9 protein-coding genes are annotated in these 16029 nt (G+C 49.8%); 8 read left to right on the top strand and 1 reads right to left on the bottom strand.

What is annotated here, in order from left to right; all coding sequences use genetic code 11:
* Positions 1-529 precede the first annotated feature (529 nt).
* The 4 genes from serS (at position 530) to ELAC_RS08830 (ending at position 6516) form a co-directional block, all read left to right on the top strand.
* Entirely contained in the window at positions 530-1822 is a 1293-nt protein-coding gene (gene serS, locus ELAC_RS08850) for a serine--tRNA ligase (protein WP_098038999.1), read from the top strand.
* Positions 1819-2874, top strand: coding sequence for a tRNA 2-selenouridine(34) synthase MnmH (mnmH, locus tag ELAC_RS08845; protein WP_158227855.1), 1056 nt, complete (start codon positions 1819-1821; stop codon positions 2872-2874). The genes serS and mnmH overlap by 4 nt, the downstream gene beginning before the upstream one ends.
* 93 nt (positions 2875-2967) lie before the next feature.
* A complete protein-coding gene (locus ELAC_RS08840; RefSeq protein WP_098038916.1) occupies positions 2968-4221 on the top strand; it encodes a M18 family aminopeptidase in 1254 nt (417 codons plus the stop codon).
* Positions 4222-4533: 312 nt separating this feature from the next.
* Positions 4534-6516 carry a BTB/POZ domain-containing protein gene (locus ELAC_RS08830; RefSeq protein WP_098038914.1) on the top strand — a complete coding sequence of 661 codons (1983 nt, stop codon included), beginning with the start codon at positions 4534-4536 and terminating at the stop codon, positions 6514-6516.
* A 97-nt stretch (positions 6517-6613) separates the two neighbouring features.
* Here ELAC_RS08830 and ELAC_RS08825 read toward each other — a convergent pair whose 3' ends face one another.
* Complete coding sequence (locus tag ELAC_RS08825; RefSeq protein ID WP_098038913.1) at positions 6614-7978, bottom strand: hypothetical protein; 1365 nt, start codon at positions 7976-7978, stop codon at positions 6614-6616.
* A 706-nt stretch (positions 7979-8684) separates the two neighbouring features.
* On the opposite strand from ELAC_RS08825, the gene ELAC_RS08820 reads away from it, so the two are divergent.
* The 4 genes from ELAC_RS08820 (at position 8685) to hrcA (ending at position 16006) form a co-directional block, all read left to right on the top strand.
* Positions 8685-9440, top strand: coding sequence for a VIT1/CCC1 transporter family protein (locus tag ELAC_RS08820; RefSeq protein ID WP_098038912.1), 756 nt, complete (start codon positions 8685-8687; stop codon positions 9438-9440).
* Positions 9441-9444: 4 nt separating this feature from the next.
* Entirely contained in the window at positions 9445-11463 is a 2019-nt protein-coding gene (locus ELAC_RS08815; RefSeq protein ID WP_098038911.1) for a heavy metal translocating P-type ATPase, read from the top strand.
* A 147-nt stretch (positions 11464-11610) separates the two neighbouring features.
* Positions 11611-14670, top strand: a complete 3060-nt coding sequence (locus ELAC_RS08810) for an NAD-glutamate dehydrogenase domain-containing protein (RefSeq protein ID WP_098038910.1) — start codon at positions 11611-11613, stop codon at positions 14668-14670.
* 160 nt (positions 14671-14830) lie between these two features.
* Positions 14831-16006 (top strand): heat-inducible transcriptional repressor HrcA, encoded by a 1176-nt coding sequence (gene hrcA / locus ELAC_RS08805; protein WP_098038909.1) that lies wholly within the window; start codon positions 14831-14833, stop codon positions 16004-16006.
* The last annotated feature ends 23 nt before the right edge of the window (positions 16007-16029 follow it).

Here is a 16029-nt window from a genome sequence, read left to right as displayed (position 1 = left end):
CGAGCTCTCTAAGAGACTGTTAACGGATTCGGTTCCTGGTGAGTTTGACGCTCTATTTAAACACTTTTCGATCCTTTTTGGGGGGCAATATCAGCTCTCGCCTATTGCTCCCGAAAAGAGGTCCAAATAGTCCTAAAATCGCCGAAACCCAAATCCGTCAACAGTCTCTAAGCAGAGGGGTACACATCAGGGTAACGATCATTCAATAGACGCTCTATTTTTCACCCAAACCGCATCGGTTTCCAGAACGACAAATAAATAAAGCAATCAATTTACACTCCCAATTATACACCTCAAACAAACCAAAACAAAATTATATTTATACTCACATAAAATTTTTATTAAGATATTTATAATAATAGCAGACTCCAGAACCTCTTTCTGATTTAAGTTGAACCCATGAATATGAATCCCTATACTCTTCCACGAAGAACAGGGCGGTTTTCTTCTAACCGAACCGGACTTCATTGAAGAGGGAGGAGAGGCTCCTCCCAGGCAGTCGTGACTTTAAATACCCATGGGAAAGCATATGCTAGATGTAAAAGAAATCAGAGCCAACGCAGGGACAATCGAAAAAAAATTGCAAACCAAAGAACCCTCCATCAGTCTGGCATCTCTTCTCTCCCTCGATGCTAAAGTGCGCGATCTTAAGACTGAGACCGATGCGTTAAAGACCAAACGGAACGACTTTTCCTCCAAAATCGGCGAGATGAAGCGCAAAGGGGAAGACACAAAAGCGCTGATGGATGAAGTCTCAGCGATCGGCGACCAGATCCGCACTAAAGATGAGGAGCTCAAAAGCTTGGAAGCTGCCTTCATCAGCGAAATCGAGCGCCTTCCCAACATTCCAATGGATGACATCAAAATATCCCAAGACCCCAAAGAAAATGTCGTCATCAAAGAATATGGCAAAAAACGAGAATTTGAATTTCCTTTCAAAAACCACCTAGAACTGAACGAGAAGCTGAAACTGTTTGATTTTGAAAGAGCTGCCAAGGCATCGGGAGCGGGCTGGCCTGCCTACCGAGGCATCGGTGCGCAGCTTGAATGGGCTTTGATCAACTACATGCTCTCCATTCACATCAAAAACGGCTTCACCCAGTGGATGCCGCCCCTGTTGGTCAGAAGGGAGACACTGTACGGTTCGGGACAGCTTCCCAAATTCGAGCAGCAGCAATTCAAACTCGACGACGAGGACTACCCTCTGTGGCTTATTCCGACGGCAGAAGTGGCTCTGAACGGACTGCATCAAGATGAGATTCTCAAAGAAGAAGAGCTCCCCTTGCGCTACGCCGCCTACACTCCTTGCTTCAGAAGAGAGGCAGGAGCCGCTGGAAAGCAGGAGAGAGGCCTGATCAGGACTCACCAATTCAACAAAGTGGAAATGTTCTGCTTTTCAAAACCGGAAGACAGCCCGGCTCTTTTTGAATCGATGGTACAAAGCGCCGAAGAGATATTGCAGGGTCTTAAGCTCCATTACCGCAATACTCTCTTGGTCACCGGGGACATGTCGTTTGCTTCGGCCAAAACAATCGACGTGGAGGTGTGGCTGCCGGGACAAGACCGCTACTATGAAGTCTCCTCGATCTCAAACTGCACCGACTACCAGGCCAGAAGATCCAATATCCGATTCAGACGAGGGAAGGATAAGCCCGAGTTCGTACACACCCTAAATGGTTCGGGGCTTGCGACAAGCCGCCTGATGGTCGCTTTGCTTGAAAACAACCAAAACAGCGATGGAAGCGTAACGGTGCCTGAAGTTTTGAGAAGCTATCTGGGCGGACTCGAAGTGATCAGACCGGTTCAAGGATCGGATGCGTGATCCCGCTCGATCCGGCTTCTTTTCTTAAAGTCAAAGCCCCTCTTGCCGATGTCAGAAGCCCGCTAGAGTTTCTCTCCGGTCACATCAGAGGGGCCCATAACATTCCCCTGTTTTCCGACGCGGAACGAAGTGCTGTCGGAACCCTCTACAAGCAGGCAGGGATGAGGGCGGCGTTCCACCTGGGACTATCATTTGTGGGACCTAAGCTGAGCGGAATGATCCAGGAGCTGGAAGCTCTTACCAAGGGCGGAGGGCTCAAGCTCTACTGCTTCCGAGGCGGAATGCGCAGCGGCAGCGTTGCCGACCTCGTCGCCAGATTGGGAATCGAAGTGTTCACCCTCAAGGGCGGGTATAAAGCCTATCGAAGATTTTGTAGAAACCTCTTAGAAACGCCTTTTCGGCTGATTGTCGTCGGAGGAAAAACAGGTTCGGGCAAAACCGATTTCCTGCAGGCGCTCAAGCAGAGGGGCGAGCAGGTGCTTGACCTCGAGGAGATCGCTTCACACCGCGGTAGCGTATTCGGCCATATCCGCATGGGAATATCGCCAACCCAGGAGCAATTTGAGAATTACCTTGCCGAAAACCTATTCCTTTTCGACAGGGAGAAACCCATCTGGATCGAGGACGAGAGCCGTATGATCGGACCGCTCAAAATTCCCGATACGCTCTATGACCAGATGCAAAAATCACCTCTCTTTGCCCTGGAAAGGGACATAGAAGAGCGAATTGACAGGCTGCTGGCCGCCTACAGCCCCATCTCGACTGAGCAGTTTGAAGAGGCCGTTCTCAGAATTCAAAAAAAACTGGGAGGGCTTAAGACGCGCACCATTATCGAGCTGGCAATGAAAGATCGATGGAGGGAAGCCGTTTTACTTCTTCTCGATTACTACGACAGATCCTATGCAAAATGCCTAAGGGCAAAAAACCCCGTTATGCTGCAAGTGGATGGAGAGAGTTCCGATTTTGAAGATGCAATCTCCAAAGCGCAAGCGTTTTACCCCGAAAGTGTCGCCAAATTTGGTTTTATCCAGGAGAGAGCTCCCCAAGAGTGAAAGATTGCAGGTTGGCGCCCAAGCCTCGAATTGATTGACCCCTCTTGAGAGAAAAGCTACAATCGGAACAGACTCTTAAAGGAAGGCATTCCCATGAAAGACGCTCTCTTCAGGTTTTTGGATGAAGGAAAAAGCCCCTGGCATGTTGCGGATAAAATCAAGAAAGCGCTTACGGCTGAGAACTACATTCCCCTCAACCTTGCCGACTCTTTCACCGTCTCGTATGGAGGCCGTTACTTCGTCGAAAAGGGGGGGACAGTCATCGCCTTTAAGCTGCCGGAAAAAGAACCCGCCCGACTGCTTTTCGCCGCCTGCCACGTCGATAGCCCAACTCTGAAGCTGAAACCCAAACCCTCCTTTTCCAAAGGATCGAACGCCCTGATCGCAGCCGAAATCTACGGATCTCCTGTGCTTTCTTCTTTTTTAAACCGCGAGTTTGGCGTGGCGGGCAAGGTCTATTATGATCAAGATGGAATCATTACATCTAAACTGATTGATCTTAGCGACTATCCTCTCATCATCCCGCATCTTGCGATCCATTTGGACCGTGAGTGTAATGAGAAGGGATTTGGGCTAAACCCGGAAAACCACCTCTATCTGCTGGCATCGGCTTCTCTCGGTGATCAGTTTAACTTGCTCGAGAGCATTTCCAAAATTTTCTCCTTGCCGCCTATCTTATCCCACGACCTTGTGATCTACCCGTTGGAGAGGGCTCGGCTTATCGGATTTGACCACGATCTCTTCGCCTCGGCGCGCATCGATAACTTAGGCAGCGCCTTCAGCCTGTTGACAGGATTTACGAAGGGTGTTCCTGAGAGCGAATCGCTTGGCATGGCCATTTTCTGGAACCATGAAGAGATCGGATCCGAAACTGCGGAAGGGGCTGGTTCGACGCTGTTTGTGGAAATTTTAGAGCGCATCAGGCTCTCACTGTCTCTCAGCTCCGACTGGGTCTCAAGGCTGCGCCACTCCACCTTCGGCCTTTCCATCGACGAAGCACACGCCACTCACCCGAATTTCCCGGAGAAGCATGACATGCGCCATGGCGTCAGGCTGGGTGGCGGCGTGGTGATTAAGTACAACGCCAAGATGCGCTATGCGACATCGGGTAATTTAGCCGCCCACATCAAGCGGATGTGCCTCACCTCCGGCATTCCGTTTCAGGAATTTGTCTCCCGCAATGACATTCCGTGCGGTTCGACGATCGGGCCTGTTCAGGCCGCCGCATCCGGATTCGAGCTGATCGACCTGGGATGCCCCCAGCTTTCCATGCACGGCGCGAGGGAAGTTGGCTCGCTGATAGACCACGCGCACTTGGTAAACCTCGTGAGCCGCTACTTTTCATAAAAAATGAAAACGAGCCTGCCCTCTCCGCCCAAAACTACATTTTGAAATAATTTATATATAAGACACCAAAGAAGCCAAAGCCTTCTCAGTGTATCTTTGACAAGAAGTTCAAAATCGACAGAAGCCAAATCCGTTTGCAGTCTCAAAAGAACCAAAACCCCAATTTTTGATAGGCATTCGTTATAACAAAACAATCTTTCAAGATTATCCGCTTTAAACGACAAAAAAAACAGCAAACTAAATAATTTTACAATTGACTTTTACAAAAGTTAATAATACAATTTAATTTTTAATAACAAAAAAAATAGTATTATGATCCCTTCTTACTCTCTTGATTTAATACGCTTGCAAGCTTTGTACAAACAATGCGATGAAAACGCCCATTCCCCCCTTGAAAATACTCCGGAAGAGCTTGCTGCAGTCGTCTTGAAAAACATCAAATCCGCATCGCCGCCCGAGGTATTAGATACCCGGCAGTTGAGCGCCTCTCTCCAAAATTTGGAGAATATAGCCGAACTGATCAGAACCAGGCAGCTTAGTGAAAACACTCAAACATCCAAAACAATGCGTGCGTCGATTATACGCATCAAGGCTCTTTGCGATGTCACCATAGCAAAATATGCTCCGGAGCTTTTGAAACGCCTGGAGAATCAGTTTGCCACGTTGCCCTCCGAATTAGCGCTACAAGCGGCGGCCACAGTGTGCCAGGTCGGGGACACTGCGGAGGTTTTCAGAGACCGGCATTTGTCAAAAATCCGGCAAATCATCAGCAAGGTGGGGCCGCTTGCCAAAAAACCCGACTATGCCGATTCCATTGAAAAAATCTCCTGTTTTGCCAAAAAGTACCTGTCGTCAGAAGAAGCAGCGCACTTTTTTGTGGCTTTGAAAAGCCCGGGCGGAAAGAAATCCTCGTTTACCAGCAGCACCTTAATTGCCGTCAGCGGTTTTTTTAACACGTTGTTATCCGGCCCATTTCAAGAATCCCAACAGCAGGAAATTACTCTAGGAGAGATATCGGAAAAAACATTCGAGCATCTTGCCCTTCTAATACGAAGAAAAGAAAGATCCATCAAGAGCCTTAGTGAAGAGAACCTTCTGGCTCTTTTAGATAAGGCAACCGCCTATGCTTTCGATCCCCAACTGATCGATCTCTGCATCGAAGCCATCAACAAGCGAAGCACTCTCTACCAACTGGAAAGAGAAAGCCACGGTCTCACACTCGTTTTGAAATGTTTTGATGACGAGGTCAGAAATAAAATTGAGGATCTGCTGGCCAACCACCCCTTTCTCTCTGTTTTAATCCATGGGTTGGATCTGACGCAAGTTGGCGCCCTTAACGCTGAGTCCATGCAGTATCTAAGAGAGCTCTTCCCGAGCATTCTCAGCCTCGCATTCACTATCCCTGCGGGAGAAGAAAACCCTGAGACTCTCCTTGATGAAGATACCTCCCCCGCCTTTTCCCAACTGACCGTGGGCTGGACATCGCCTCCCCCGCCATCCTCGATCGAACCCTTCTTCACAAAGCTCCAAGAAAGAGGAGCCACAGCCAATGTAGGCACTACCTTCCGGTTAAAACTGAAAAAAGCCAAGGTACTCAGCGATGAGATGCTCCTTAAAATCGTGGAACTCTCCGGACACAGTATCAGGGAACTAGACCTTGAGCTGGCTAAAATCAACGATGCCACTTTGGCAGCGATCGTTGCCTCCTGCCCCAATATTGAAGTACTGAACCTGAAATCGTGCACCCGTCTTACGGATACAGGCCTGCAGGCTTTGGGAGACAACTTAACAAAACTCCGTTTCTTGTCAGTGGCCAATCCAGGAAGAGGAAAGCTCTCTGATGCCACTTTAAGAACCATTATCCTGAGCAACCCTCATCTTGAAAAGCTGGATTTATCCTGGCAAAGCGAGCTCTCGGGCGATTCGATCCAGAAGATACCTGCCAGCCTCCCCGAACTGAAAGAGCTCTACCTGACAAACTGCAACAAAATCGGCGATTCGGAGGTGGATCTGATCGCCCAGTCATGCTCCCAATTGAGTACTTTGGCACTCGATTTTTGCAGGCTGCTGACTAAAGAGAGCCTAGGCCAGCTTTTTCAAGCCAACAACATCCACTGCATCTCGCTTAAAGGAATTTTTTGCGACCATGCAAAATGGAAAGACCACCTGGCACCGGCCCTTATGACGAGAGAAAAGAACCTCTCTCTGGTGATATCACGGCAAAGCGCCCCGCCAACGCCCACCGATGCAACCCTTTTATATCCGGCAATAACGCTCAGGATCTGCAATACTTAAGCCACACCGAAAGCATCTCGGAATTTGGATTCTCTTAAAGCGGGAAAGCAAAAATTTCAAGACACTTTCGGTATGCACCTTTAAGTGTAATGGGCTACTAGTCCCTTCGTGTGTGGACAGCCCTTTCTCCCATAGAAACTTCTGCGGAAGCGGCGTTCAGAGCCGTCATGAAGTCCGTCAGTTGATCGGGATCGGGCATACTGGAAACATATCTCAAAAGGGCTTCGACAAACTGTTCTCTTTTCTCTACAGGTATTCCCGGGATGGTGTCGCTGCCAAAGATGATGGCGTTCATCATCGCCACGATGTCAGCCCTCTTATCGCCCTCAGGAATTCCTTTTCCCTCTAGCAACATCTCTTTCAGCTCATTTTCCTGCAGGTTTGCTCCTCCCTCTGCCTTGACGAATACGCCGAGAGCGGATGCCAAACTGAAGAGCTGCGCGTAGGTCACCGCATCGGCAAGCTGCTCAGCAGTGGCGTTCTCAAAACCGGGGATCTGCCGTATGAGCTTCTCTTTGATCACATCGGGCCTCGACACCTCGGAGAGCACCCTGTCGGCAAAAGAGTTGGCAAAGTCCTTATCGACCGGATTCTTTCCTGTCTCCTGCTGCTTGAGGTAAAGGGTTATCGTCACATCCTTGACCATGTCCAGAACAAAAAAGTTGATGGCGGGTAAAACCTGCTCTGCCAGGCGCTGCGGGAACTGACCGGCTTCAAAATTCACCTGATCGCTGACCGGATTGACAGCGATCTGTGTCGAGAGCTCTCTCATATTGATCGGCTGCAGCACGACATTTTGTGATGCTGGAGCGATGACCATGGCATTTAGTATGAAAGCGGAGAGAGCGCCTCTCGCAATATCGGAGTCTTCAACCGCAGGAGGAGTCACTTTCTCGAAATAGTTATCGACCAGCTCATTGAGCGTGCTCGTGACGGCTTCGTAACGTTGCTGCTGGGTTAAAAAGCGGAGGTAGTCCGAGAAGACGGCCGCATCCGCCACATTGGGCCGGGCATCGCTCGGCTGGCTATCTGCCCAGACGATGTAGTCGTTGATGACATCCCGCTTTCTCTGATCCGATTCGGTTTGCTGCTCGGTAATTTCCTGCTTTTTATAAGCCTGTTCGGAGAGCTTTTTCTGCTCGGCCACCGAATCGACCCAGGCATCGAGCATACCGGATATAATTTCATTGCGCCGCGATTCGATAGCCATGAGGGCGGCAGCGAACGCCTCAGGGGTCGCCAAATTGGCGAAGTTCGCGGAAAAAAGATTGCTCTGGCCGAAGATGAGCATCGGATTGTCCGCGAGCAAATTCAAGATCAGCTTTTCCTGCTCACTTTTGCTGAGCGAATCTAGTCGGGCGTTCCAGTTATACTCCGATCCTTCAGCGCTCCCTTCGAGATGGCCCAGCTGGAAAATATTCAGGCCGGCGCTTCCTTCACCCGGTGTACTGCTTACTGGCATAGCTTTTTCCTTCGAACCGATTGGATCTCTTTCCCTGCAAAAGTCTTATTTCTGACGCAGCTGCCTCTCTGGATCTTTAAGTGTGGCCCCACCAGCGGAGGCTGTATAAAACGGATACCGAGGCACTTTTGCAAGAACCGATGACGGTTCATTTAACGGTTTAAGATAAAGACTTAAAATACCTATCTGCGGGTTGCAATCCATCAAAAGCAACAAGCAACCCCATGCTTTTATTATAACATAATTAAATTTAATTTTACATCGAGACACACTCAAATTTTGCGTCGGTTTTCAGGAGAAAGAGCACTAGCGCATTTGAATTAATCTGTGTAAGATCTATGATGAACTAAAAATTAAGGGTTTATCAATACCCACCAGCTCAGTTTCGTTCTCATCCTTATAACACTTAATTAAAAAGGATATTTTTTTACCGAAGAGCGGTCGAAATTCAAATTCACTGAGAGCCTGTGATCACCGAAGGTGCCTCAAAAAATTTGAGATTTTGGCTCATAGAGACTGCCGCCCCCTCTTATGTAAAAAAGAAGCAGTATACCGAAAGTATCTCAAAATCGAGGGTTTTGGCACTTTCGGTATCAAGATTGCAAGCTGTGCCGAAATAAACCTTATACGGAAAGTGTTCCAAAATTTGGGGTTTTGGCTTTGAGACACTTGCCGTATATAACCAAAGAGACCAATCGGGTTAATTATGGGATCGACGCATTTTAATGAGAAAGAAGCGATAGCCCATGTCGTTGAAAAGCAGGCATCGGGCATCTTGGAGGCACAGGAAGTGCATGGCAGCGAAATTCCCGGCCATCTTTCCGCTGCGACAGACAGCGCCAAAGAGACCTCGCTCTATCTCTGTTTTGTGGCCATCATTTTAAACCATCATCGAATGAACTCCTGGGAAACATTCTATTTCCTGCTCCTATTTTTCATCGCGACCCTGGTTTGGAAAACATGCCGGAGCGCATGGCTCGGCTGGTCGAGGCTGGAGCGGCTGCATCGCGTAATCGCCCAGGAGAAATGGGAAATCGATCACCACCGCGCCCAGGAGCGCGAAGAACTGAAGGCTCTTTACGCAGCAAAAGGGTTTCAAGGAAAGCTGCTCGATGACGTTGTCGACGTCTTAATGGCCGACGGCGACAGACTGCTCAAGGTAATGGTCGAAGAAGAGCTCGGACTTTCCCTGGAAACTCAGCAGCATCCGTTAAAACAGGCTCTGGGAGCCTTTGGCGGTGCGCTCATCGCCGGTCTCGCCATGGGAATAGGGCTGTTTATCTCCTTCCCTTCTGGGGTTTATGCTGCCTGCTTTACTGTTGTAGCTCTCAGCAGCCTCTTCGCTGCCCGCTACGAGAAAAACAACGCTGTACAGGCTGTGGTCTGGAATCTCGGACTTGCCCTAGTATCCGTCGCTACCGCCTATTTTCTGGCCATCTTATTAATTCCAGCGACCGGGTAGAACCATGACCTCCACTTTCACCCAAGAGCAATCATCCCAAAGACACCTCAGACAACCCGTCATCTTTGAGGAGTTTTTCGAGCTCGGGCTTGAAGAGTCGAAAAGCCCATTCCTGACGCCCGAATCTCGCAACTGGGGAGTCAACCTTCCCCTCAAAGCATCCCTGCTGGCGCTCTTCATGCTCTGCATCTCCTTTTTTCTCTCCTACTTTGAAGAGTGGATCCCGTTAAGCCAGCTCGCTCTGGTCATCGTCTACTTTTTGGTGGGCATACCCGCGCTCATCGAATCTATCGAGGATATCGCCAAAGCCGACATCAATATTGACGTTCTGATGACCCTGGCGGCGTTTTCCTCCTTCTATGTCGGTAGCGGAATGGAAGGTGGAATGCTGCTGGTTTTATTCGCCCTTTCCTCATCGATTGAAGAGGCTGTTCAGAGTAAGGCAAAGTCCACTTTAAGCGCCCTTGGAAAACTTGTACCAACCAAAGCTTTGGTCATCCTTTCCGATGGAACCCATCAGGAGCGTTCGGTTAAAGACATCTCTGTCGGCGCCTCAATCCTCATCCAGTCGGGCCAGGTCGTTCCCTTGGACGGGAGAGTGGTAAAGGGATTTTCCTCGGCAAATCTCTCTCATATCACGGGCGAGAGCATCCCCGTTCCGATCAAACCAGGAGACGAGATCCCGGCAGGAGCGCAAAACGATGAAGGATCGCTCGTTGTAGAAGTGACCAAAACCGAAATGGATTCCACTGTCAGCCGCATCATCAAACTGGTCACTGAAGCTCAGGAGGCAAAACCGGTTCTTCAGCGCTTTTTTGATAAAGTGAGCAACTCCTATGCGATGGGCATCATCGCCCTATCCTTCTTACTGGCATTTGCACTGCCGCTCGTTTACGACATCGCCTACCTCGGTGAGGAGGGATCGCTCTACAGGGCCGTTACCTTCCTGATCGCCGCTTCCCCCTGCGCACTCATCTTAGCCATCCCCATCGCCTACTTAAGCGCTATCTCCTCCTGCGCAAGAAAGGGCATCCTTCTAAAAGGCGGCCTCACGCTCGACGCCCTGGCCCACTGCCGTGCGGTTGCCTTTGACAAAACAGGGACGCTGACGACCGGTAAACTTGTCTTCAAAGGAATTAACGCCCTCCACGAAGAGGATAAAATTCTAGAGCCGGACGCACTGCGAATTGCCTACTCGTTGGAAAAAAACACCATCCACCCGATAGCCAAATCGCTTGTAGAGTATGCCAAAAGCGTCGGAATGCATGGCACGGAAATCCATGACTTCAGGGCGGTTCCAGGTTTTGGCCTTGAGGGCTTGGCAACCTTGGAGAAGGAAGAAAAAATCCATATCGGAAACCTCGATTTCATCAAGCAGCTCCTCCCCCCGGATGAGGGCGAACTTTTAGAAAACCAATTTTTAAAGATCTTGGAAGAGGGGAATATGGTCGCTGCACTTTTAGTCGGCAACAAGCCCTTCCTGCTGTCATTTCAAGATCAGATCCGCACGGGTGTGAAAGAAACGATCCGTTCGCTAAGGGAAATATACCGGCTCAAACTGGTCATGATCACCGGCGACCACCTCCAAAGCGCCAAAAGAGTCGCTAAAGAGATCGGCCTGGACGATTTTTTCGCCAATCTCAAGCCTCAAGACAAATTGAACATCGTCAGTGATTTGAGTAAAAGATTCTCCCTGGCGATGGTGGGGGATGGCATCAACGACGCCCCATCTCTTGCAAGGGCGGACGTCGGTATCGGCCTCGGCCAGATCGGATCGAACGCCGCGACACAGGCATCCGATGTTATCCTTCTCAACGACAACATAGAAATGATCGACTGGCTGGTCGGCAAATCCAGGGCGACCCGGGCCATTGTCAGGCAAAATCTCGTTCTTGCTGCGGGAGCGCTGCTGATCGCCTCGCTGCTTGCGCTGCTCGGGGTTCTCCCCCTTTGGCTGGCCGTCATCATCCACGAGGGAGGAACTGTCCTCGTCGGCCTTAACGGCCTCAGACTCTTGAGGTGAGTTACTAGCGCCATCACTCCGCCTCCGGCCAAAACTCCCGTTTTTCCAAATATTGCCCCCTCCTCCTCTTATCTCTTGTTCCATTAACGTTAAAGAGGCTATAGAAATATTTGGAATTCCTGTGGACGATCCTTAAAGGAGAATGCAATGCCTCCAGACACTAATCAGCTGGCCATCAAAGAGAAACTGCACGAAACGATCAAAAGGGAAGGCGCTCGCTTCGAGGAGTACTACCAGTGGCTTGAAAGGGCTATGCCCCCCCTGTTTTTCGAGGAGGTCAGTCATGATAACATCATGTTGATCGTGCATAACTTAATGGGAATCCATCTTCAGGATTTTTTCTCCGCGATTCATTTAAAGCGCGCTGCCATTGTCATTTTGCTCGACAGTCCCGATGCCGATGTGCGCATATTAAAAAACTACGCCTACTATGGCATCAAAAACTACCAAGCCTTCATCTCGAGAGACCACTTTCCGAACACGGCATCAAGCATCCGTATCGCGACGCTCCATTTTACCGAAGCTGTTGAAGAGACTCCCTTAACTTATCCCGAAGACCAGAAAGCCAAGCTAAAAGCTTTCTGCAAGGAGCGCAACCCCGAGCTTTCCGACACGGAGTTCGATTCCCTGTTCTCCAGCATGAATTCCCGCTTTTTAAGGTCGCTCAGCTTCAACCGTCTGATTCTCTCCCTCGATATGTTCTTCCGTGCAAAAACACGGGACAATTGCCAGTATGAAGTGCGCTATAACGATGACTGGGAGACAACAGGCGCTCCTTCCATGCAAATCGTTTTGGCCTGGAGAAATTGCCCCAAGCACAACTTCCTCTATCAAATCGCCCGCTGCGTCGAAAGGCACAAGCTGGTCATGAAAAGGGTTGTGGCGACAGACATCGATCCCTACAGCAGGCAGAATATCCTGATCATGGCGATCGGCCTCCACGGCATCAACGGCAAGGCTGCCTGGGATGTAGCAGACATTCCCGACTTCCTAAGGGAACTTGTCACCATGAAATACTTCGAGAGCTTCGATAAGGTCGATGAAAAGCTGGTGGCAACCGGCCTCATCGGTGGAGCCTACGGCAACTTGCTCCGGGCCATCTTTGACTTTGTCCATCAGAACCTGGTTCATCTCGACCCCAATCTCTACACCCCTGAAAACATCGAAGAGTCCTTTCTAAGGCATCCGGAATTAACATCAACCCTCTGCCACGCCTTTAAGCTCAAGTTCGACCCGCACCACCTCGATCTTCAGGCTTATGAGAACACACGGGAGAAACTCCTGGCAGATATCGAGAGCTTGGATACCGGACGGGAAGCCAACGACACGCGCAGGCGGATCGTTTTAAAACAGGGTTTGAGCTTTATTCACCACACCTTGAAAACCAATTTTTACAGACTCAATTTTACCGCTTTCAGCTTCCGCCTCGACCCGAAATTCATCGAAGAGTTGCCATACGACAGAAGGAAACGGTTTCCCGAACTTCCCTATGCAATATTCTATATCAAGGGGATGGACTGCTTCGGCTATCATATCCGCTTCAAAGACCTTTCAAGGGGAGGCCTGCGCACTGTCACGCCAAGACAGCCAGAGGAGGCAAGACAGGAGAGAAACCACGTCTTCTCAGAGTGCTATAACTTAGCCTACACGCAGCATTTCAAAAACAAAGACATTCCTGAAGGGGGCGCCAAGGGTATTTTGCTCCTGATGCCCTCACCAAGACTTGAGTCCGAAGCGCAAGTCCTCAAAATGGAGCTCAAGGACGCGGGATTTACCGAAGAGCAAATTCAGCACCGGATCGACCTGTTCTTAAAAGAGCAAAGGGAAGAGAACCTCTACCAAGCCCAGAGGTCATACATAGAGAGCTTAGTCACCATCGTCAATTGCGACCCCGATGGCAGGCTGAGGGCCAAGTATGTCGTCGACTACTGGAAAAAGCCGGAGTACATCTATCTGGGACCGGATGAAAACATGCACAACAGCATGATCCAATGGATTGCCAACTTCAGCAAGCTGCAAGGCTATAAGCCCGGTTCCACATTCATCTCTGGGAAACCAAGGGTGGGCATCAATCATAAAGAATATGGCGTCACGTCGCTCGGTGTGAATGTCTACATGGAAAAAGCGCTGGGTTTCCTCGGCATCAACCCCTCAAGGGACCTTTTTACCATAAAAATTTCCGGAGGGCCTGATGGCGATGTCGCAGGCAACCAGATAAAGAATCTCTACCAGCTCTACCCTGAGACAGCCAAGCTGGTTGCCCTGATCGACGTATCGGGAGCTATCTACGACCCACAAGGTCTCGATCTTGGCATTATGCACACCCTCTTCACCCAGGCAAGACCCCTCCGTTACTATCCGCCTGAAAAGCTCAGACCGGGAGGGTTTCTGCTCGATAAAAGCGCGCGAAAAAGCGAGGCTTCCTATATCCACAAGACGCTGCGCTGGACGATGACTGCCGACGGACTGGAAGAGGAGTGGCTCTCCGGCAGCGAAATGAACCACATCCTCAAGACCCACATTCACGTAACGAAAGCCGATATCTTCATCCCGGCAGGAGGAAGACCGCGCACATTGAACGAAAGCAACATCGATGATTTTTTTGACGAAAAGGGAAAACCCACAGCCAAAGCGATTGTCGAAGGTGCTAACCTCTACATTTCCGAAAGCGCCCGGTCCACCCTTGAAAAAGCCGGCTGCCTCATCTTCAAAGACAGCTCCGCCAACAAAACGGGCGTGATTTGCTCTTCCTTTGAAGTCCTCTCCGGTCTGACCTTAGGAGATGAGCTTTTTATGCAGGAAAAAGACAAGCTGGTACAAGAGATTCTCTCAAGACTCAAGCTGCTGGCCGCCAAAGAGGCCGACCTGCTCTTAAAAGAGCATCAGGAGAGCGGGATCCCCATGACCGCCCTCTCTTATGAAATTTCAAAAAAAATCAACGGCTTTGCCTATGACCTGCTGGACTACCTGGATAAGATCGAACTGCCTCGCAATCTCGACGATCCACTAATGCAATGTTTTCTAGGCTATTGCCTTCCCACGCTTAGGAATTCTCACCAAGAAGCGCTAGTCCGGCAAATCCCGGACAGTCATAAAAAAGCGATCATCGCAGCCCATATCGGGTCGAATGTCGTATACAACAAGGGACTGAACTGGTCGCCTTCGATTGTTTACATCCTGCCCCTGCTCTTAAAAGAGCCTTTATAAAAGAGGGTTGGCGATTTAGCAATCCAATAAATAGACTGCTAAATTCACTTGACGCCAACTCTCCATTTCCGCTATTATAAGAATATATCAGGTATTATTTTATCGCTCAGCATGCCCGTCTGCTAACTTTCAATATTTTCGTTTGCGAGGAAGGACCAAAGTGAAAAAGATAGGCCGGGAGCCTAAGCTCTCCCTTAAAGAAAAGAGGCAGCGCTCGATCCTGATGGGACTCATCGAGCACTACATCAAAACGGGAAAACCCGTCGGGTCCAACACGCTTAAAGAAACAGGGTTCAAAAGCTTGAGCTCGGCTACGATCCGTAACTATTTTACAGACTTAGAATCGGAAGGCCTCCTCCATCAGCAGCACACCTCGGGCGGACGCTTCCCCACTGAAAAAGCGTTCCGAATCTATATCGAACACCATCTCGACTCAAGCGAGCTCCCTGAAGATTTCAAGGAAAAGAGCGCGCCGCTTACCTCCTTTGCATCCAAAGAGATCGCCTCCTATCTTCCCCAAGCAGCCGCGGCCGTCAGCGATGCGACAGGCCTCGCAGCCTTTTTCTCCTCCCCGCGCTTTGATCACGACTTTTTAAACGAGATCAAGCTGATTCCGGTAGGGCCGGAGAGAGTCGCCGCCCTCATGATCACCGATTTCGGGGTTGTCAAGATGGAGTTGATCGCGCTGGAAAAAAAATTAAGCTCATTCAGCATCAAACGCATCGAAGAGTACTTCCATTTCAGGCTCCACTCCATGGATCAAAAACCTGAAAATTTAAGCGAGGAAGAAGAGGAAGTAGCCCACCGCATCTACAACGAACTGATGGTCCGCTTCGTGATCGGCCATTCGGCCTTTCAGGCAGAAGATCTGATCAGGACAGGGTTTGCGAAACTGCTTAGCCACCAAGACTTTAAAGATCCCGAGCAAGTCGCCGCCTCTCTCTCTCTGTTTGAAAACAGCCACGCTATGCGCCTGATCTTGCGCGACAGCTTCAAGAGAGATGCCCTCCGGTTTTGGATCGGCGAAGACCTACTGCCCTTTTCAGCGGTCAACCCCCAATGCTCCGTGATCACCATTCCCTATCACATCAACCTGCAGCCGGTCGGCGCAATCGGAGTCATGGGTCCCGTACGCCTTCCCTACAAAAAATTGCTAGGCGCACTGAAAGCCGCTTCGGCGATGATCAGTAAGACGCTGACCGACGCGATCTACAAATACAAAATAACTTACCGCCAGCCTGATGCGGGGCTCCCGGTGCTCTTCAACGACAAAATAGAGCTGAACATGAGTAAAGCACCCATCCTGCTGGAAGATAAAACCTTCCAAACCCCTTAAAACAAAGAGATTGAAAGAGAGAG

The sequence above is a fragment of the Estrella lausannensis genome, assembly GCF_900000175.1.
In the GTDB taxonomy this organism is placed as follows: Bacteria; Chlamydiota; Chlamydiia; order Chlamydiales; family Criblamydiaceae; genus Estrella; species Estrella lausannensis.
The sequence above is the reverse complement of the archived record's forward strand: the minus strand, read 5'-3'. Positions and strand labels throughout refer to the sequence as shown.